The sequence below is a fragment of the Gordonia amarae NBRC 15530 genome, from assembly GCF_000241345.1.
GTDB lineage: Bacteria > Actinomycetota > Actinomycetes > Mycobacteriales > Mycobacteriaceae > Gordonia > Gordonia amarae.
On sequence record NZ_BAED01000048.1, the window covers coordinates 61,518 to 80,393 of the forward strand.

The window sequence follows — 18,876 nt, forward strand, 5'->3', positions numbered from 1 at the left end:
TCACGAAGGGTCCGGCGAGGTACCCACATGAGGCAACCACCCTCGCACCGAACCCCGCTACAACCACCGGTGATGCCGGAACAGCACGAACAGCCCCACACAGATCACACTCAACAGCACGAGCAGCGAGAAGAACGCCCACTCGTGGTTGGTCCCGGGTATGTGCTCGAAGTTCATCCCGAAGATGCCGGCGATCATCGTCGGAACGGCACCGATCGCCACCCACGCCGAGATCTTGCGCATGTCGGTGTTCTGCTGGATACCCACCTTGGCTGTGGCGGCGTCGAGCAGCGACGACAGCACCATGTCGTATTCGACGATCTGCTCGATGACCATCGTGAGGTGGTCGGCGACGTCGCCGAGGTAACGCCGGATCTCCGTGGGCACGCCGGGACGGTTGGGTGAGGTGAGCGCGGTCAGCGGCATCGCCAGCGGCGACACCGCCCGCCGCAGTTCGAGCACCTCCCGTTTGAGCATGTAGACGGGCTCGATGTGCACCCGGCGCTGCGACGGCTGGAACACCGCGTTCTCGATGGCCTCGACGTCGGTGTCCATTTTGGTGGCCACCGCGAGGTAGGAGTCGACGACGCGGTCGGCGATGGCGTGCAGCGCGGCCATCGGCCCGAGCGCGAGCAGTTCGGGCCGTTCCTCGAGTTTGTGGCGGACCCCGGACAGGTGGGTGTGGTCGCCGTGGCGGACGGTGATGACGAAGTCGGGGCCGGTGAAGATCATGATCTCGCCGGTTTCCACCACCTCGCTGGCCTGGTCGATCGATTCGTGTTCGACGTACTTGACCGTGCGCAGCACCAGGAACTGGATGTCGTCGTACACCTCGAGCTTGGGCCGCTGGTGGGCGTGGATGGCGTCCTCGATCACCAACTCGTGCAGGCCGAACAGTTCGCCGATGTTCTGCATCTGCATCGCGTCCGGTTCGTGCAGGCCCAGCCACACGAACCCTTCGCCACTGGCGCGCACCTGTGTGAGGGCGTCGGTGTAGGTCATCGTTCCGGCGGCCCGCACACCGTCGACGTACACCGCGCAGTCGACGACGGTCCCAGCGACGGGCACGGGGATCCGTGGCAGCGGCAGGCGCGAGCGGGACAGTCCTGCCCGCAGGTGTGGCATCGAGGGCACGAACCGATGGTAGTGGCGAAAGTCCCCTCGCGCTCCCGACTCGCGGGTAACTCCCTGTGGGGCGGGCGCGGCCCCTGTGGTGGGGCGATACCGTGGGACCGGTGAGCAGGAGTGTGTGGACGCTGATGTGCGTGATCGCGGTACTGGTGCCGACGATGGCGGCCTGCGACGACCCCGGTCAGGCGCCGCACCATCGGCTGGTGGTGGGTGCGGCCGACAATCCGATGATGCGGGTGGTCGCCGACATCTACGCAGGGGCGCTGCGCCGCGGCGGCGCCGACGTGGCCGACGCGGTGGTGATCGGCGATGACCCGCAACTGCTGGAGAAGATGGCGGCCGCCGATGTGGACCTGTTCGGCGCGTTCAGCCGGACTCTGCTGACCGAACTCGCGCCCCAGACGACCCCCGTGCCGGCGGAGGATGTGTTCACCGAGCTGAATCAGTCACTGCCGCAAGGGGTGTCGGTGGGCGATCAGACCCTGGTGGTGGCCGGTGAGCCGGGGCAGGTGCTGGTGCCGGTGTACCGGTCGGCGGCATTGTCGAAGGAACAGATGAAGACGGTCAACAAGGTGGCCGGAGAGCTGACCACCGCCGACCTGGAGGCCCTCGCCGGCAAGGCCGGAAACGGCGATGAGCCACGAGACCTCGCGGTCTCGTGGCTCACCGAACACGGGATGTGAGGGCTACTTGGCCTTGCTGAGCGCGAGCGCGGTCACCCGCGCGCTCACACCCTGATACTTGGAGGCGACCAGCCGCACCGACATGTCCAGGATCTTGGCGTCGGCGCCGATGAGCACCCGCGCCTTGCCCTTGCGGACGCCGTCGAGGATGACCTCGGCCGCCTTGGCCGCGGAGGTGTGGGCCAGGTACTTGTCGAAGAACTCGGCCGTGGCCTTCTGGTCGTGATCGCCGGAGGTGGTGGAGTTGCGGGCGATGGCGGTCTTGATGCCACCGGGGTGTACGCAGGTCACCTTCACCGGATGCTTGGCGACGATCATCTCCTGGTTGAGTGCCTCGGTGAAGCCGCGCACCGCGAACTTGGCGGCGTTGTAGGCGGCCTGTCCCGGTTCGGCGAGCAGACCGAACAGCGACGAGGTGTTGACGATGGCGCCGTCGCCGGAGGCGATCACGTGCGGCAGAAAGGCCTTGGTGCCGTTGACGACTCCCCAGAAGTCGACGTCGATGACGCGCTCGATGTCTTTGAACTCGGTGTGCTCGACCTCGCCGTGGTGGGCGATGCCGGCGTTGTTGAACACCGCGTTGACGCCGCCGAAGTGTGCGGCGACGGTCTCGGCGTAGTCCAGAACGGCTTGGCGCTCAGCCACATTGAGGGTCTGGGTGTGCACCTCGGCCCCGGCCTCGCGGACCAGGCGCTCGGTGGTGGCCAGGCCGGCGGCGTCGACGTCGGAGATGGCCAGCTTGGCACCCTTGCGGGCAAGCTGCACGGCCAGTTCGCGGCCGATGCCCGAACCTGCGCCGGTGACCACGACGACTTTGTTGCGGAAGTCTTTCATGTTGTCCTCCTGAAGTGAGTTTCGCTGGTTGAGGTGCGAAGAGCCGCTAGGCGATGAGCCTCGAAACCCGGTGACCCGACGGCGTCGGCTCCTCGCGCCTCAATCGGCGAGAGGGTTGTTCGGTGTCACGCCGAGGCGGCGGCGGTCGCGCGCTCGACGTCGTAGGCGGCGATGTCGAACTTGCGGGTGATGCGGCGGAAGTTGAAGGTGAAGCCCGGCCACAGGGTGGTGATGTTGCCGTTGGCGTCCTTGTACCAGGAGGCGCAGCCACCGTTCTCCCACACGCTGTTGCGCAGCGCGTGCTGGATGCCCTTGTTGTACTCGTCCTGTGCGGAGGCCTTCACGTCGACGCGGGTCAGGCCCTTCTCGCGCACCTGCTTGAGGTAGTCGACGAGGTAGTTGAGCTGCGATTCGATCATGTACACCATCGAGGTGTGGCCGAGGCCGGTGGACGGCCCGACCATCAGCGCCAGGTTGGGGAAGCCGTGGATGAAGGTGCCCTTGTAACCCTGCATGCCGGTGCCCGCCCACACCTGGGCGAGGCTGCGGCCGTCGGCGCCGACGATGGCCTCGAACACGGGGGAGTCGGTGACGTGGAAGCCGGTGGCCACCACGATCACGTCCACCTCACGCTCGGTGCCGTCGTTGGAGACCACACTGCTGCCGGTGATCTTGCTGATGCCGTCGGTGATCAGGTCGACGTTCGGCCGGGCCAGTGTCGGGTACCAGTTGTTGGAGCGCAGGATGCGCTTGCAGCCCACCGCGAACTTCGGGGTGACCTTGTCCTTGAGCTCAGGATCGGTGATGGCCTTGGAGATGTTGGTGCGGCACGCCAGTTCCACCGGCTTGAGGGCGTTGGGGGCATACGTGAGACCGAGCGCGGTGACCTCGTTGAGGCCGTACACGGCGGCGCGCATCACCTTCTGCACGCCCGGAACGTGCTTGAACGCCCAGTTCTCGGCCGGGCGGTAGGCGCGTTCGGTGCGCGGCACGATCCACGGCGCGGTGCGTTGGTACACGTCGACGTGCGCGGCGACCTTGGCCACCTCGGGGACGAGCTGGATGGCGGACGCGCCGGTGCCGATGACGGCCACCCGTTTGCCGGTGAAGTCGTAGTCGTTGTCCCAGCGGGCCGAGTGCACGATCTTGCCGCCGAAGCTGTCGATGCCGTCGATGTCGGGGAGGTTGGGTTCGCACAGCGGGCCGACGCCGCCGACGAGTATTTGCGCGCGGTACTGCTCGCTCGTGCCGTCGCGGGTCACGTCGATGATCCAGCGGGCCTGGTCCTCGTTCCACTCGGCGTGGGTGACCTCCGAACCCCAGCGGGTCTTGGCGCCGATGCCGTACTTGTCGGCGACATCGTTGATGTACTGGTGGATCTCGGGCTGATGGCCGTAGGAGCGGGTCCAGTTGGGGTTGAGCGCGAAGGAGTACGAGTACAGCTGCGAGGGCACATCGCACGCCGCGCCCGGGTAGGTGTTGTCGCGCCAGGTGCCGCCGAAGTTCTGGCCGCGGTCGAGGAGGACGAAGTCGTCGAAGCCGTTCTGCTTCAGTTTGATGGCCGCACCGAGGCCGGAGAATCCCGCGCCGATGACGGCAACCTGAACATCGTTCGTTGTCATGGAGGACACGATAGGGTGCTATTGACCCAGCGTCAATACCCTATTGAGCATTAATCAATAAGGGTCTAGGGTGAGGGTACCGCCGGTTCGGGGTGAGCGCCCTTCAGCGGGGAAGGTGAGGGGTATCAAGCCCTCGGACCGGCGGCGTACTGGGCATACACGGCCCGCGGCGATCTGGAGGTGCAACTGTCGTGACGAGTACAGCCGAGCGTGCGGCCATTCCACCGCAAAAGCCGCGCCGCACCCGGATGAGCCCGGAGGCCCGTCGCGAGCAACTCATCGAGCTCGGCCTTGCCATGCTGCGCGAATCCCCCATCGAAGATGTCTCCATCGACGCCATCGCCGACGCCGCCGGAGTCTCGCGGGCGCTGCTGTTCCACTACTTCGAGTCCAAGCAGGACTTTCACGTCGCTCTCGCCCAGGCCCAGGCCCGCCAGATGCTCGCCTGCACCCAGCCCGACGCCACGGTCGAGAATCCGCTGGAGATGCTCGAGAAGTCGATGCGGGCCTACATCGACTACGTCAGCGAGAACCGCAATGCCTACATGGCGGTCCTGCGCGGCGCCGCCAGTTACGACCCGGCGATGCGTGCCGTGTTCGACACCACCCGCGCGGCGATGGCCGAGCGGATCTACGCCTACGCCCCGGCCCTCGGCGTCGAGGTCACCCCGATCGTCCGCCTCACCGTCCACGGCTGGATCGCTTTCGTCGAGGAGGCCACCATCAACTGGTTCGCCACCCAGGATGTCACCAAGGGTGAGCTCATCGCCCTGGTCACCACAGCTCTTCCCGCCCTGGCCACAGGCGCCGCCCTCACCAACCTCTGAGCGAGCTACTGTGCCGCAAACTGCCTCCCGCGCAACGGATACCGCGATATCCGATTTGCGGGAGGCAGTTCGTGACGCGGGACGCGGAAGCTATCTCTCAATCCTCTGGGAGGAGTCTGATCGCGGCGATTGCTCGCTGCAGACTTCCGGACCTTGTTGCTGCCGCTGACACGTCCCAGTGATCCTTCGCGAACCGGTTGATTCGTGAGACGTACTCAGGTCCGGTCAGCCCGTCAGACGTGACCACGCCATCTCGAATCGCCCGAGGCGACTTCCTGCAGAGGTCCAGCAGCGTCCGTTTGGCGTGGGGAAGGTTTTCCACATCCACTGGAATCTTGCCGATACGCACGTGAAAGAATTCGGCAAACCCGGTATTGTCGGCCATCAGCCATGCTTCAGTCATATTGTGGGCGATCCGCAAACTAAATCGTTTGCTCTGCGCACTCGTCAGCGTTGAGAGCAACTGTTCACGAAGCTGAACCGGGCAAGTCCCATCCGAATCGCGGAAAACGACCCAGCTTTGTCTTTTCGCGGCGGCATTATACTTCGGTATCTTGGGGTCGAGCCGTGTCTTGCCTCCGGCGACGGCCACTCGGTCGACTGTTCTGCCGGCCGCGATCACCACGGATTTCGCGGCTTCGCGGTCGGATTCCCCCTCCACGGCGATGTTGACCATCAGCGACCGGTGCCGACGTTGATCAGACCGGAAAGATCTTGGGGCGAGATGAAGCCGTCGACGATCTCGGAAACGGGGAGACCTGCTTCGATATCGTCTGTGGCTTTCTCGATTTCAGAGAGGAGCTGAGCAGTTGTTCCATCGCCTGTCACTTGCAGGACGAGGATTTCACGTGGCAGCACGCCCTCATCGTCGAGGAGCTCGGGCGCGTGGGTGGACAAGAGAACCTGGAGGGTCTTATCGCGTTGCGCGGTTGCCAATACGGTGGGTAGTGTCCGTACGATCGCCGAATTCAGCGATAGTTCGGGCTCTTCCAGGAGCAATACGCCGCCATTGGATTTTGAGCTGACCAATGTCCACAGGAGGCCGATGAGGCGCAGCGTTCCGTCGGAGAAATCGGCCTCGGATTGCCGGGACGGTGTGGCGCGCCAGTTTCGGTACCCGGCTTCAAGATGTGGCCGTCCTGCCGGGTCGACTTTCAGTTTCAGTGTTTGAAACTCGGGAACAGCGGCCTGGAGGGCGGTTTGGATGCGTCGCAACCAAGCGTCTCGTGTCCTGGGGGTGAGCGCATTCATTTCGGCGATGAAATCGCTGCCGTAGGGGTCGACGTCTGTCCCGCCGATGAGACGAACGGGTTCCCGGATGACCTGGGGAACCAGGTGGAAGTACCGGACTTTGGCAAAATACTCGGCCAGTTTGCGGAACTGCTGGTTGTACCCGATCTGTTCAAGATGCGTCTGGGTGAGACGCTCGGGATCGGCCTTGTCGGCGGTATCCGGCCGAGTGAGAATCACCTCACCGTTCAGCTCAACGACCTCCGTGTCGACGATGGGCTTGTTCTGACCGCCGGACTGCCCGCGGATGCGTAGCTCGTAGCGCCATCGGTCGTCCCCGTCCTGCAACTGAATATCGAGAACGAGGCGGCCCTTTTGATGATTGCGGGCGAACAGGCTGCGGACTTTCGCCAGACCTCCCCGCTTGTCCAGAGCGGCCGAGAGTCCGCCACCTGGACCTGCGACATCACCCATGAAACGGAACAGGTCGAGAAAGTTGGACTTGCCTGCCGCATTGGGGCCGACGACGAACAGTCGGTTCCCGATTTCGACGTCCAGCGACTTGAAGTTGCGCCAGTTTCCGGCGGTGACATGTGTGACACGCATAGGGTCTCCTCGTCATGGTGGTGAGGCCAGGCACTGCAGTTCGCAGGTTGCGGGCGCTGGGGTGCGTCGTCGCCAGGGTATCGTGTGGAGCCGGTCCGTTGCCGTCGGCGATGTCGTGCTGCGGCGCGCCGTGTCGGACTCGGTTGGTAGCCTCAAAACTCGCAGGTTGGGCAATCGGGAGAGGCGGGTGGGGTGTCGGTAGACGAGCGCTGGGTCGAGGTGTCTCCGTCGGAGTTCGCTCACGAGGCAGATGGTCTGCGGATGCTGCGCGAGATCATCGTTCGGCGTTGCTCACCACGCGGCGCAAGGCGCAGAATCTGGCGTGGCGGCTGAAAGAGGAGGTCCGAAAGGTCGCGCAGGAGCATGGCATACAGGCCGACAAGGTGATGCGGGTGCTGCTGTTCGATCAGGAAGTGGTGTTCTTCCACGGCGACAATTTCCACGCAGAAGACGCGATGACGGTAGCAGCGATCGGCAAGACCGAAAGCGAGAGGGTGACGTCCGGCCGATGCCCGGAGGACGTAGCGCGCAAGCCGGGTCCGGCGCGGGCGACGGCGGGGCCGTGACTCCGACAGCGGGGTTGTCGCAGGGGCGGTTGACGTTCGGGATGTGCGTCGGCGTCACGGCGGTGGCGTTCGAGTCGATCGCGGTGACCACCGCGATGCCGAAGGCGGCCGGCGATCTGGGACATCTGGCCTGGTACGGGTGGGTGTTCTCCACCTTTCAGGTCGGGCTGCTGTTCGCTTCTGTGGTGGCGGGGCGGATGTGCGACCGGCTGGGCCCGGTGCGGCCACTTTCGTTGGGGATGGCGATCTTTGCGGTCGGGCTGATCGTCGCCGGGTCGGCGAGCGACATGGTCATGTTGATCGTGGGCCGGCTGATTCAGGGCGTCGGCGGCGGTGCGCTGAATGTGGCCCTGTATGTGCTGATCGCGCGGGTGATCAGCGAGCCGGATCGGCCGCGGGTGTTCTCCTGGGTGTCCACGGCCTGGGTGTTGCCGTCGCTGGCCGGACCACCGGTCGCGGCCTATCTCACCGACCAATTATCTTGGCGGTGGGTGTTTTTCAGCGTCCTTATTCTCGTTGCGGTGTGGGTGGTGCTGACCGTGCCCAACCTGGTCACCGTGCGCCGCGCCGGGCTCGACGGTGGACACCCGGGCAGTGGTGCGGTGCCGATCTGGGCGGCCGTGCTCGTCGCGGCGGCGGTGCCGGCGATCGGGGTAGCCGGTCAGCGCCTCGATCTGTGGGCGCCGGTGATCGGTGTTCTCGTCGTGATCTTGTTTGTCATCGCATTGCCGCGGGTACTGCCCGCGGGCTTTTTCGGCCGTGGAGTCGATCGCCCGGCGTCGGCGATCCGGGCGGTGGTCGCGACGCGGGGCCTGTTCGCCGGGGCATTCTTCAGCACCGAGGTCTTTCTGCCGCTGTCCCTGGTCGAGGGCCGGGACATGCGCCTGCTGTGGGCGGGCACGTTGCTGACCGTCGGCTCGCTCGGCTGGACCGCCGGGTCCTGGGCGCAGTCGCGGCTCGGCACCCGGATGCGGCGTGACCGGATCATCGTCGCCGGTTCGTGCTCCATAACGTTTGGTGTGGCGGGTGCGGCGATCACCGCCTACCTGCCGGCGACGTGGATCGGTGTGGTCGTCGCGGTGTGGGTGGTCGCCGGATTCGGTATGGGCCTGGCAACGGCCAGCACCTCGGTGGCGATCATGCGGTTGTCCAGCGACGACGCGCAGGGACGCAATGCCTCCTCACTGTCGGTGGCCGAAGCCCTCTGCAATGCCATCCTCGTCGCGATCGCGGGCAGCATCTTCGCGGCACTGCACACGACGGCCGACGCGTCGATCACCTTCGGTGCGGTGATGACGCTCGCCGTCGTCGCCGCGGCCACCGGAATCGCGGCCGCCACCCGCATCGGCCCGGTCTACGACACCGACAGCCAGGATTCACTGGGGCGGTAACCCGGATCGTGCGATCTCCGCGGTACGGCATTCGAGGTAGCCGGCCCAGATCGCCGACGACATCATGGCGACGGACACGGCCGAGGCGACGACGACGGCGCCCGTGAGCAATGCCGGTGCCAGGGTGAGGTCGGAGTCCGACGCGGACCACAGAAGGTCTCCGGCGACGAGGGATGTCGGAAGGACGCAAAGAAGACCCATCGGGACCAGGATGGCGGCGGCGACCACACCGCAGAGCATCAGAACCGCTGCCAGCGACAGGTAGTTGTCGGCGGTGAGCTGCCAGGATCGCCTGACAGCACGAACGGGACCGCAGCGTTCGAGAGCGATGATCGGTCCGACAAGCGCGAACCTGATACTGAGGGCAACTGCGACCAGGATAACCAGTCTCGACACCATGTAACCGAGTAGGGCGACGAGTGAGTTCCCGCTGTCGGCGAGAATCCAGAGGGGCACGATGACCACGGCGACCGGCAGCAGAAGCGCGAGGTGGGCGACCAGACTTGCCGGGAGTGCGGTGGCGGCCGTGCCCAATGACGGACCGGACCCGAGACGTCTGGACAACAGGACGGGAAGGATGGTGCTAAGTGGCCACACGCTCGTCGCGACGACGATCAGACCGGCGACACACAGAATTTCTGTCACTGCGCCGATGCGGTCGAGTTCGTTGTCACCGGGCTGCGGGGTGATCGGCGAGATCAGGGTGTGGACGATCATCCCGATCGTCGCGGTGCACGTGAGAATCAGCAGGGTGATTCCGAGGTGTGTCACCGGGGCGCGGAACAACATGCGAATGCTCTGCCGGAATGCGCGGTCGACGTCGAATCGCGGCGGTGAAGCTGGAAAGTGGGTGAAGGGTGGCCGAACTGGGTCGATGGTCACGGCCCCATCGTAGGGACCGGGATCCTGGCGTGCAGGCACCTGCAGTTGGCTTTCGCGTTGGTGCAGACATCGTCCTTACCGGCCACTGGTTCCTGGCCTCTTGCCACAGGCATCATCCTGGGAATCGGCCACTGCGACAACGGTAAGCTGTATGGAACTCACGGTGGGCGAAGGATTCACGCGGACAGGAACACCTCGTCGTTGTGCCACTCGAGGAATTCTTTCGCCGGGCGGTCTGCGCGTTTGGCGGGTACGTCGATTTTGGTACCGGCGCGCTGGTAGAACCAGTCGCCGTTGCCGAACTGCTCACGTAGGGCGGGGCTGACGCGTAACCGGTGTTGGAAGTCGACGCCGAGGTAACCACGATCGAACAAAGTGTGAACATCCGAACGCAGAAGAAGTCCGTTATCGACGCGATGGATACCACCTGATGCCACCGGCAAGATATGTGCTGCTTCCAGAACTGGGCGAACCTTGTCACCGGTGACAGCACACCGGTGGTTGTAGGTTTCGGCGATCACGGCTTTGAATGCCTGCTGTCCGATTCGCGGAACCGTCAGTGTGGGACTGCCTTGCGTAGCCTCCGAGAGTACCTGTGTCCGAGGGTCCGAACTCGGTGCGAGCAGTTGATACCGAAGCAGGGCTTCGATGACTGAGTGCCCTGAGTTGATCTCTGTGAGGTCGTACTTTCGGCCGCGCACCAGACTTGGTGCAAAATCGGTTGGCGCTGGTAGGGTTTCAGATTCTTGGAAGAAGACGACATTCTGGAGAAAGACGCAGCCGATCAGCGGATCCTCGAATCTTGTGATGGGTCTGCGAGCATAGTGCTCGATTCGCATCCGCAATGATTTGAGAGAATCGACACCATTTGCATGGCCTAATAGCTCCCATGCTTCCTTGATTGTCGACCGAGCGAAACCCGAGAACAGCCCGACGCCGACGAGCCTGTTGCTGATCTCGGGGTGATTTCGCTCCACGTGAGTCTTGAACACAAATGGCTGGCCGGGGCTCAGTGCTTGGAATCCCATATTCGCGCTCGGGAACCAGAAATTGACCTCGTCGTGGTGGGGACCGTCGGCGAGCAGGAGCCGGTACCAGTCGCGATCGGTAACCCCGACATAGGCCCTCATCAGCTCACCCCTATCTGCGTTGGGACGAAGTCTAGCGATAGGGGATTGCCGTGTGTGGGGTTCGGCTGCTTCAGCCGAGTACCTAAAGACCGTCCGTCGGCGACGAGGCCTTCGATGGTGATCAGGTCCGTGAAGCGGATGAAATGCCGTTCGTTGTCGGCGACGATCGTGGTGGCACCATGTGCAGAGCGGGCATAGAAAACGCTAGCACTGGGTGCTAGCACTGGCCGTGTGCTCGCCGCGTGGAGTCTGCCCGTCGGCCTGGTGGCGTACGGTCGAAAGCATGAGTGGCGCCGGCAGCACTCGGGCACGGGACGTCGACCGCGTGGCGGTGATGGCGGTGATCGACGACGCTCACGCGGACGGGCAGCTGACCGGCGAGGAGCACCGCGAGCGCGTCGACCAGGCGCGGCAGGCGGTCTCGCTCGGCGATCTACACGTGCTCACCGCCGACCTGCAGCGGTCGCGCCCGGTGCCGTTGCGGCTGCGGCCCACTAAGGACCGCCGGCTCAGGTGGACGCTGATCGCGCTCGCGGCATCGGTGGTGTCGGGTCTGATGGCCGTCGTGGCCGTGGCGGTGATCCACCGCGATTCCGGCGACGACTCCACGGTTCCGCTGCCGACGCCCGTGGTGGTACCGACTGCCGGTGATGCACCGGGGATCCCGACGACGTCGGCGCCCGCGCCGGTGATGTACACCGCCGACGCGATCCGCGAGGTCATCGAGGCGACCCGGAACAGGTTCGGCACCACCGTCATCGAGGGAATGCACCTGTATCCCGACAGTGCGGAGGTGTACGTGTACGACAAGTCGTCCTCGGTCGGCAGCGTCCGCTATCAGTACTCACTCGGCGGTGAGTTCCACGATCCGCAGACCTACGGCGGTACGTCCGTCGGTTCGGACAACGGTGAGACGGTCGACCTCGCCGACCTCGACGTCGGCAAGATAGCCGACCTGATCGCCCAATCGCCGGAGAAGCTCGGCGTGCAGACCTCCGACGCCGGCTACCGGGTCACGATCGGCGGCGCCGACGGTGGCGAGGTGTGGATCGGGGTCAACGACATCAGCATCGATTCACACTTGGTGGCCAGGCTCGACGGCACGATCAAGGGCGTGCACCGCTGCGGCTGGGGGTGCTGAACAGCGGCCCTGAACGAGAAGAACCCCGCCCGGGTGGGCGGGGTTCTTCTCGCATGGGGTCGGCTCAGTGGCCGGTGGTGAAACGCCGGCGCACATGGTTGCGCTTGTCGATCTCGTCGACGAACGCGAGCGCGTAGTCGGTGCCGGAGATCTCCGAGCTGCCGTCCTCCTTGGTGACCAGCACGTCGCCGCCGGTGCGGTACGCGCCGGTGGTCTCACCGGGGGCGAACGAACCGAACAGCGCGGCAGGGGAGACGTAGAACCAGTCGAGGCTATCAGGGCTGGTGCGCAGGGCCTCGAGCACGTCGGCATGCGAGAGTGCTTCGGGCTTCCATTCGTCGAGGAACTCGGGGGTGTCCACCAGGCGGGGTCCGCCCTCGGCGACGAGCGCGCTGCCGGCACCGCCGACGACGCCGAGGCGCGTGTTGTGGCCGGTCGCGGCGTCGGTGAGCTGCGGAACGTACGCCGACAGCGGTTTGCCGTCGACATCGGCGCCGTGCACCGCCACCACCAGCACGTCCGCGTCGGTCGCGGCCTTGTCGAGGGTTTGCGGATCGGCCAGCGACCCCTTCTCGTAGGTCACGCCGGGCACCGGCTCGGCGGGCGCCCCGTTACGGCTGTACGAGGTGACGGCATAGCCACGCTTGGCCGCCTCGGCGACGATGTTGCCGCCGGCGTAGCCGGTTCCTCCGAAAACTGCGATTGATGTGCTCATGGGTCGTGTAACGACCCCGCGGCGTACCGGTATTCCGGGTGCAGGTCAGTCGGCGGCGTGTCCACCGAGCGGCGGCGGCCCGCAGCGGTAGGTGGGTGGGGTGACCGACAACCCGATCGGGTCGGCGACCTGCCGCGTGGCGCTGCCCGGCACGGCGACCGTCGGTGTCAGACCCAGCGACTCGGCGAACGAGAACGCCTCGGCCATGTCGTTGATCGGGCCGGCGGGCACACCCACGGCGTTGAGTTCGGTGTACCAGTGGTCGGCGCCGTGCCCGGCAAGCGCACCGGAGATGATCTCGCACAAGGCATCCCGGTTGGCCACCCGCAGTGCGTTGGTGGTGAACCGGTCGTCGGCGACCAGCTCCGGCAGCGTGAGCGCACCCGCGAGAGCCCGGAACTGTTTGTCGTTGCCGACGGCGATCGCGATCTGGCGGTCGGCGGTACCGAACGTCTGGTACGGCGCGATGCTCGGATGCCGGTTCTGCTCGATGATGCCCGGCACCACCCCCGCGCCCAGGTAGCCCGACGCCTGATTCACCATGGACGACAGCAGCACCGACAACAGGTCGACGTCGACGCGCTGGCCCTCACCGGTGCGCTCGCGGTGCCGCAGGGCGAGCAGGATCCCGCTGAGGGCATGCATTCCGGTGAGCACATCGATCAGCGCGACACCCGCCTTGGTCGGGCTGCCGGGGCCGGGTCCGGTGACGCTCATCAACCCGCCCACCGCCTGCACCAGCAGGTCATAGCCGGGGAGGGCGGCACCACCGTGATGGCCGAAGCCCGTGATCGAGCAATAGATCAGGCCGGGCCGCAGCGGGGCCAGGTCGTCGTAGCCCAGACCCAGCTTCTCCATCGTGCCGGGCCGGAAGTTCTCGACGACGACGTCCGCACCCGCCACCAGCTCGCGGGCCTGAGCGCGCCCGGCATCGGTCGCCAGGTCGATCGCCACCGACCGCTTGTTACGGTTCACCGAGTTGAAGTAGGTGGCCACGCCGGCGGCGTCGTACGGCGGACCCCAATGCCGGGTGTCGTCACCTGATCCGGGACGCTCGATCTTGATGATGTCGGCGCCGAAGTCGCCGAGCAGCATCGTCGCGTACGGACCGGCCAAGACCCTGCTGAAATCGGCGACGATGATGCCGTCGAGTGCGTGTGCTGTCATGATGCGGTACTCCTGACGGGGACGGTGCCGGCCATCGATGCCGGGCGGGCGGGGAACTTTGAGGACCCTGGTGGACAGTGTCTCTCAGCCGGGGCGCGAACACGGCAACGATGCGTCAAAGGGCCGTCGAGGGCAGCGAAAGCACCTGTGCGCCGGTAGCGTCACAGCCATGGCCGCCGACGCACCCGTGACAATTTTCGGTCCCGACTTCCCGTTCGCCTACGACGACTGGCTGCGCCATCCGGCGGGCCTGGGCACCGTGCCCGACGAGGCGCTCGGTTCGGAGGTCGCGGTGATCGGCGCCGGGATGGCGGGCATGGTCGCCGCCTACGAACTGATGAAACTCGGCCTGAAACCGGTGGTGTACGAGGCCGAGCGGATCGGCGGCCGGCTGCGTTCGGAGCCGTTCGCGCCGGGGGAGCCGGAGATCGCCGAACTCGGCGGCATGCGGTTCCCGATCTCGTCGCGGGCGTTCTTCCACTACGTCGACATGTTCGGGCTCAACGCCCAGCCGTTCCCCAATCCGCTCACCCCGGCGTCGGGGTCGACGGTCATCGACATCGGTGGCGAGACCCTCTACGCCCGCACCCTCGACGACCTGCCGGAGATCTACCGGGAGATCGCGCACGCGTGGGATGCGGCGCTGGAACGGATCGCCGGGTTCACCGAACTGCAGGACGCGATACGGACACGCGATACGGCCGCGCTCAAGGATCGCTGGAACAAGCTCGTTCGCGAGTGGGACGACCGGAGCTTCTACGACTTCCTGGCCACCTCCGACGAATTCGGGTCGTTGTCATACCGGCACCGGGAGTTGTTCGGGCAGGTCGGATTCGGTACCGGCGGCTGGGATTCGGATTTCGCCAATTCGATGCTGGAGATTCTGCGGGTGGTGGTCACCAACTGCGACTCCGACCAGTTTCTGATCGAGGGCGGCTCCGAGCAGGTGCCGCGCGGACTGTGGTCGCACGCGCCGGAGAACATCGCGCACTGGCCGGCCGGAACGAGCCTGGCCTCGCTGCATCGCGGGGTGCCGAGGGCGGGGGTCGCCAGGATCCGGCGCCTGGGTGCCGACCGGATCGAGGTCACCGACCGGTGGGGAGACGCGCACGTGTACCCGGCGGTCGTCGCGACCTGCCAGGCCTGGCTGCTGTCGACGGAGATCGACTGCGACGAATCGCTGTTCAGCCAGGACATGTGGATGGCGCTGGACCGGACCCGCTACATGCAATCGTCCAAGACGTTCGTGATGGTGGACCGGCCGTTCTGGAAGGACGTCGACCCGGATACCGGCCGCGACGTGATGAGCATGACACTGACCGACAGGCTCACCCGCGGCACGTATTTCTTCGACAACGGACCCGACCGGCCCGCGGTGATCTGCCTCACCTACAGCTGGATGTCCGACGCGCTCAAAGTTCTGCCGCACCCGGTGGAACGACGTGTTGAATTGGCTTTGTCAGCATTACGAAAAATCTATCCGAACGTGGATATTGAAAGTCATATCGTGGGGCGGCCTTTGACTGTGTCATGGGAGGACGAGCCGCACTTTCTCGGCGCGTTCAAAGGCGCATTACCCGGGCATTATCGGTACAACACCCGGATGTACGGGCATTTTCACGGCCAGGAAAGGCTTCCCGACGCCGAGCGTGGGATCTTCATCGCCGGCGATGATGTATCGTTCATGCCAGCCTGGGTGGAGGGGGCTGTCCAGACCGGTTTGAATGCCGTGTGGGGTGTTCTTTCGCATTTCGGTGGCCGCACATCACCCGATAACCCGGGGCCGGGCGACGTGTACGCTCGGTTGGGTCCCATCGACATCGGAGAATGAGTGCCGTGCCCGAGACGTTGACCATCGCCCTGTGGCAGTGCGAGCCGCTGCCCCCGGTCGAGTCGTTGCTGGGCGATCACACCGTCGCCGAGAACCTGGAGCGTCTGGACGCCAAGATGGCGGAGGTCGCGGGCACCGTCGAGCTGCTGGTCACCCCCGAGATGTTCGTCGGCGGATACAACGTCGGGGCAGAGGCCGCGCGCCTGCGGGCCGACCCGGCGCTGCGGGACATGACCGTTCCGCCCGTCGACGGTTCTGTCGCGGACGCGGTGTCGCACATGTGCGCCAAGCATGGCGTCGCCGTCGTCTACGGCTGCGCCGAGATCGCCGACGACGGCTCGGTCTACAACACCGCGCGCCTGGTCGACGCCACCGGCACCCATCTGGGCAGCCATCACAAGACGCATTTGTTCGGCGAGCTCGATCGGGAGATGTTCACCGCCGGCGCCGATCGGGCGCCGGTGATCGAATTCGGTGGCTGGCATATCGGTCTGCTGATCTGCTACGAGGTCGAGTTTCCCGAGATGGCTCGCTCGCTGGCGGCACGCGGTGCCGATCTCGTCTGCGTGCCCACCGCCAATATGGCCCAGTACAACGACGTGCAGCGGGTGCTGCTGCCGGCCCGGGCGCTGGAGAACCAGGTGTTCCTCGCCTACGCCAACGGCGTCGGCACCGAAGGTGACATCACGTACGGCGGGCTGAGCACCATCCTCGGACCCACCGGTATGTCGGTGGCCGACAGGGGCGGGGCACCCGACCTCGTCACCGCGACGATCGTCCGCACCGACATCAAACGCGCACGCGGCCAGTTCTGCTACCTCGACGACGTCAACCGCGACGTCCACTGACCCGGCATCGGCTGGCACGCCCCCGTCTCGTCGACGGCGGGGCCTGAGAATATGCCGCCGCTACCCGGCGACCACGCGGTAGTGGTCGGTGACCAACGACGGTTCGCCCTCGGGTTTGCGGCCGCCGGCGTCGGCCACTGACATCGAGAACCGTTGGACCAGTGGGGTATTGAGGCCGATCAAGTCGATATCACAGAGCAGCGCGCCGCGCTGGCACTGGATCGACCACCGCAGGTGCGCCGGATCGGACGCTGACACGATGCGTTCGGTGAAGTCGCGGCCGTCGTCGACGATCGACCCGGTGGCCGACAGCGCCTCGGACAGGCGGCGTTCCCGGACCTCGACGGGTATATCACGCAGGACATTGCGGGTGAACAGCCCCGCCGCAGCCGCGATGGGGCGCCTGCCTCGGACGATGGAGTCCAGTTCTTCGGCCGCGGCAAGGGTTTCCGGCCACGGCCTGATGGTCTCCGCCGGCGCGTCCAGCCGGGTCAGTACGTCGGCGAGGATGTCGGTGGCCACCCGTGCGGCGGGGAAGTCGTCGGAGTTGCCGAACACCACCACCCCGAAACCAGTCGCCGGATGCCAGCGCATGTGTGAGCCGAATCCGGGCAACGAACCCGAATGTGCGCACACCCGGCCGAAACGGTGATCGAGCTCGACGACGAGTCCGTAACCGTAACCGGCGCCGTCGAGTTCGCGGTCTCCCGCGTGCCGGTTGGTGGTGGGGATGACCGTGCGGGGAGTCTGCATCCGGCGCCGCGCCGCCGCCGACAGCACCTCGCCGGTGCCGGACGGGCCGAACGCCGCGCCCAGGAATCCCATCCAGGTGGCGATGTCGCCGACCGTGCTGAACAGGTCGCCGATACAGCCCAGCGCACCCGAGGCCAGAAAGGGTTCGGGCGCGAAAGTCGCACCGCCGTCGAACGTCCGGAAGCCGTATGCCAGGTCGGCATCCGCCGGATACGACGACGCCTCGTTGCGGGTGTCCGCCAGCCCCAGGGGTTCCAGGATGCGTTCGCGCACAACGTCGAACACCGATCGCCCGGTCAGCACCTCGATCGCCCGGCCCACCAGGGCGATACCGAGATTGGAGTAGCGGTATTCGGTGCCGGGGGTGATCGGCAGCCGCAGACCGTCGGTGAGAACGCCGGTCAGCCACTCGCGGGATTCGCCCAGGTGCTCATCGCCCCACGGATTGTCCTCCGCCAGGCCCGCCCGGTTGCACAGCAGGTCGTCGAGTGTCGGGTCGATCTGCTCGGAACCGTAACGGGCGGAGGATAGTTCGGGGACGAGGGTGCGGGCACGGGCATGCAGATCCAGGGTCCCGTCTTCGGCGAGCGACAGTGCCGTCGCCGCGAGGAACGACTTGGACATCGACGCGATCCGGAACACTGTGCGCGCCGTGGTGGCGGCACCGTCGCGGCGCGGTTCGCCGTGCGTGTGCGCGGCCACCACCCGCCCGGCGTAGGTGACGGCGGCGACGGCGGCCGGGGCCACCCGCAGCGCACCGCTGTCCAGCATGGACGTCAAGGCGGTGTCGGCGACCTGCCCGATCATCGTGTCGCCGGTCACCGGCCGAGGACCTCGGCCGCGAAGGCATCCGTCATCCGCCGTGCGGCGACGGTGTTGTCGGCGTCGACGCGGCGTGCGCCGTCGATCAGCTCATCCAGCGAGTAGCCCTCACCGGCGAGTGCCGCATCCTCCCATTCACGCAGGTCCTCGGCGGCGACCTCGGGATGGAACTGGACGCCGCGGACGTGCTCGCCGAGCCGGAAGGCCTGATTCGCAACAGCGTCCGAGGACGCGAGCAGTACCGCATCGGCAGGCAGCCGGGTGATCATGTCCTCGTGGTTCTCGATCATCGGTGCACCGGCACCGAGCGTGGCCAGCACCGGGTCGCCGGTGCCGGCCGTGGTCGGCAGGATCTCGACGGCGCCGCGTTCGACCGGACCGAATGACTTGCGTACCTCGCCGCCCGCGATGTCGGCGAGAAGCTGCCCGCCCAAACAGATTCCGAAGGTGGGCAGGTCGGCGTCGACGGCGCGGGCCGCCAGTTCGCGCTCGGCGCGGAGCCACGGGGCGCGATCGAACTCGTCGGGCATGAATCCGCCGCCCAGCATCACCAGTCCGTCGACACCGGACAGGGAGTCGGGCACCCCGTCCGGTGCGTGGACGGTGACCACGTCGAGCCCGGCGTCGGCGAGCCAGCCCGCCATGCGCCGCGGCGGCGACGTGGCGGCGTTGATGATGACCAGAACGGTACTCACGA

18 protein-coding genes are annotated in these 18,876 nt (G+C 66.1%); 7 read left to right on the forward strand and 11 right to left on the reverse strand.

From position 1 onward, the window contains the following. Positions 1–57 precede the first annotated feature (57 nt). Positions 58–1,125 carry a magnesium and cobalt transport protein CorA gene (locus GOAMR_RS13525; protein WP_005188624.1) on the reverse strand — a complete coding sequence of 356 codons (1,068 nt, stop codon included), beginning with the start codon at positions 1,123–1,125 and terminating at the stop codon, positions 58–60. A 110-nt stretch (positions 1,126–1,235) separates the two neighbouring features. Between GOAMR_RS13525 and GOAMR_RS13530 the strand changes: the two genes are divergently transcribed. Then, positions 1,236–1,814, forward strand: coding sequence for a type 2 periplasmic-binding domain-containing protein (locus tag GOAMR_RS13530; protein ID WP_244427411.1), 579 nt, complete (start codon positions 1,236–1,238; stop codon positions 1,812–1,814). A gap of 3 nt (positions 1,815–1,817) precedes the next feature. On the opposite strand, the gene GOAMR_RS13535 is transcribed toward GOAMR_RS13530, so the two are convergent. Together GOAMR_RS13535 and GOAMR_RS13540 are read right to left on the reverse strand one after the other, a co-directional pair. Further along, on the reverse strand, positions 1,818–2,648 hold the full coding sequence (locus GOAMR_RS13535; RefSeq protein ID WP_005188634.1) for an SDR family NAD(P)-dependent oxidoreductase: 831 nt from the start codon (positions 2,646–2,648) through the stop codon (positions 1,818–1,820). 125 nt (positions 2,649–2,773) lie between these two features. Beyond that, positions 2,774–4,270 (reverse strand): flavin-containing monooxygenase, encoded by a 1,497-nt coding sequence (locus tag GOAMR_RS13540; RefSeq protein WP_050942719.1) that lies wholly within the window; start codon positions 4,268–4,270, stop codon positions 2,774–2,776. Positions 4,271–4,461: 191 nt separating this feature from the next. Here GOAMR_RS13540 and GOAMR_RS13545 point away from each other — a divergent pair, with 191 nt between their 5' ends. Continuing rightward, the gene (locus tag GOAMR_RS13545) at positions 4,462–5,097 is read left to right on the forward strand and encodes a TetR/AcrR family transcriptional regulator (protein ID WP_005188640.1); all 636 of its coding nucleotides are present in this window, start codon (positions 4,462–4,464) and stop codon (positions 5,095–5,097) included. Between the two features lie 97 nt (positions 5,098–5,194). Here the strand turns inward: GOAMR_RS13545 and GOAMR_RS13550 are convergent, their stop codons facing one another. Both GOAMR_RS13550 and GOAMR_RS13555 read right to left on the reverse strand, forming a co-directional pair. Then, entirely contained in the window at positions 5,195–5,773 is a 579-nt protein-coding gene (locus tag GOAMR_RS13550) for a hypothetical protein (protein ID WP_005188644.1), read from the reverse strand. Beyond that, a complete protein-coding gene (locus GOAMR_RS13555) occupies positions 5,773–6,933 on the reverse strand; it encodes an AAA family ATPase (RefSeq protein WP_005188645.1) in 1,161 nt (386 codons plus the stop codon). The genes GOAMR_RS13550 and GOAMR_RS13555 overlap by 1 nt, the downstream gene beginning before the upstream one ends. Before the next feature lie 287 nt (positions 6,934–7,220). Between GOAMR_RS13555 and GOAMR_RS24825 the strand changes: the two genes are divergently transcribed. Beyond that, positions 7,221–7,499 carry a hypothetical protein gene (locus GOAMR_RS24825; RefSeq protein ID WP_005188648.1) on the forward strand — a complete coding sequence of 93 codons (279 nt, stop codon included), beginning with the start codon at positions 7,221–7,223 and terminating at the stop codon, positions 7,497–7,499. Further along, a complete protein-coding gene (locus tag GOAMR_RS13565) occupies positions 7,496–8,890 on the forward strand; it encodes an MFS transporter (RefSeq protein WP_005188651.1) in 1,395 nt (464 codons plus the stop codon). The genes GOAMR_RS24825 and GOAMR_RS13565 overlap by 4 nt, the downstream gene beginning before the upstream one ends. Here GOAMR_RS13565 and GOAMR_RS13570 read toward each other — a convergent pair. Both GOAMR_RS13570 and GOAMR_RS13575 read right to left on the reverse strand, forming a co-directional pair. Further along, positions 8,876–9,772 carry a DUF7847 domain-containing protein gene (locus tag GOAMR_RS13570; RefSeq protein WP_138943725.1) on the reverse strand — a complete coding sequence of 299 codons (897 nt, stop codon included), beginning with the start codon at positions 9,770–9,772 and terminating at the stop codon, positions 8,876–8,878. The two genes, GOAMR_RS13565 and GOAMR_RS13570, sit on opposite strands and share 15 nt — an antisense overlap. Before the next feature lie 176 nt (positions 9,773–9,948). After that, the gene (locus GOAMR_RS13575) at positions 9,949–10,902 is read right to left on the reverse strand and encodes an HNH endonuclease (RefSeq protein ID WP_005188657.1); all 954 of its coding nucleotides are present in this window, start codon (positions 10,900–10,902) and stop codon (positions 9,949–9,951) included. Between the two features lie 283 nt (positions 10,903–11,185). Here GOAMR_RS13575 and GOAMR_RS23665 point away from each other — a divergent pair, with 283 nt between their 5' ends. Then, on the forward strand, positions 11,186–12,043 hold the full coding sequence (locus GOAMR_RS23665; protein ID WP_005188662.1) for a DUF1707 SHOCT-like domain-containing protein: 858 nt from the start codon (positions 11,186–11,188) through the stop codon (positions 12,041–12,043). A gap of 64 nt (positions 12,044–12,107) precedes the next feature. Here the strand turns inward: GOAMR_RS23665 and GOAMR_RS13585 are convergent, their stop codons facing one another. Beyond that, complete coding sequence (locus tag GOAMR_RS13585) at positions 12,108–12,758, reverse strand: NAD(P)-dependent oxidoreductase (protein WP_005188666.1); 651 nt, start codon at positions 12,756–12,758, stop codon at positions 12,108–12,110. A 45-nt stretch (positions 12,759–12,803) separates the two neighbouring features. Beyond that, a complete protein-coding gene (locus tag GOAMR_RS13590) occupies positions 12,804–13,925 on the reverse strand; it encodes a CaiB/BaiF CoA transferase family protein (RefSeq protein WP_005188673.1) in 1,122 nt (373 codons plus the stop codon). A 169-nt stretch (positions 13,926–14,094) separates the two neighbouring features. Between GOAMR_RS13590 and GOAMR_RS13595 the strand changes: the two genes are divergently transcribed. Next, entirely contained in the window at positions 14,095–15,756 is a 1,662-nt protein-coding gene (locus tag GOAMR_RS13595; RefSeq protein ID WP_005188674.1) for a flavin monoamine oxidase family protein, read from the forward strand. Next, positions 15,753–16,604, forward strand: coding sequence for a carbon-nitrogen hydrolase family protein (locus GOAMR_RS13600; protein WP_040515256.1), 852 nt, complete (start codon positions 15,753–15,755; stop codon positions 16,602–16,604). The genes GOAMR_RS13595 and GOAMR_RS13600 overlap by 4 nt, the downstream gene beginning before the upstream one ends. A 60-nt stretch (positions 16,605–16,664) precedes the next feature. Here GOAMR_RS13600 and GOAMR_RS13605 read toward each other — a convergent pair whose 3' ends face one another. Both GOAMR_RS13605 and GOAMR_RS13610 read right to left on the reverse strand, forming a co-directional pair. Beyond that, positions 16,665–18,179, reverse strand: coding sequence for a serine hydrolase domain-containing protein (locus tag GOAMR_RS13605; RefSeq protein WP_005188677.1), 1,515 nt, complete (start codon positions 18,177–18,179; stop codon positions 16,665–16,667). Continuing rightward, a complete protein-coding gene (locus GOAMR_RS13610) occupies positions 18,176–18,874 on the reverse strand; it encodes a type 1 glutamine amidotransferase (protein ID WP_005188680.1) in 699 nt (232 codons plus the stop codon). The genes GOAMR_RS13605 and GOAMR_RS13610 overlap by 4 nt, the downstream gene beginning before the upstream one ends. Positions 18,875–18,876 lie beyond the last annotated feature (2 nt).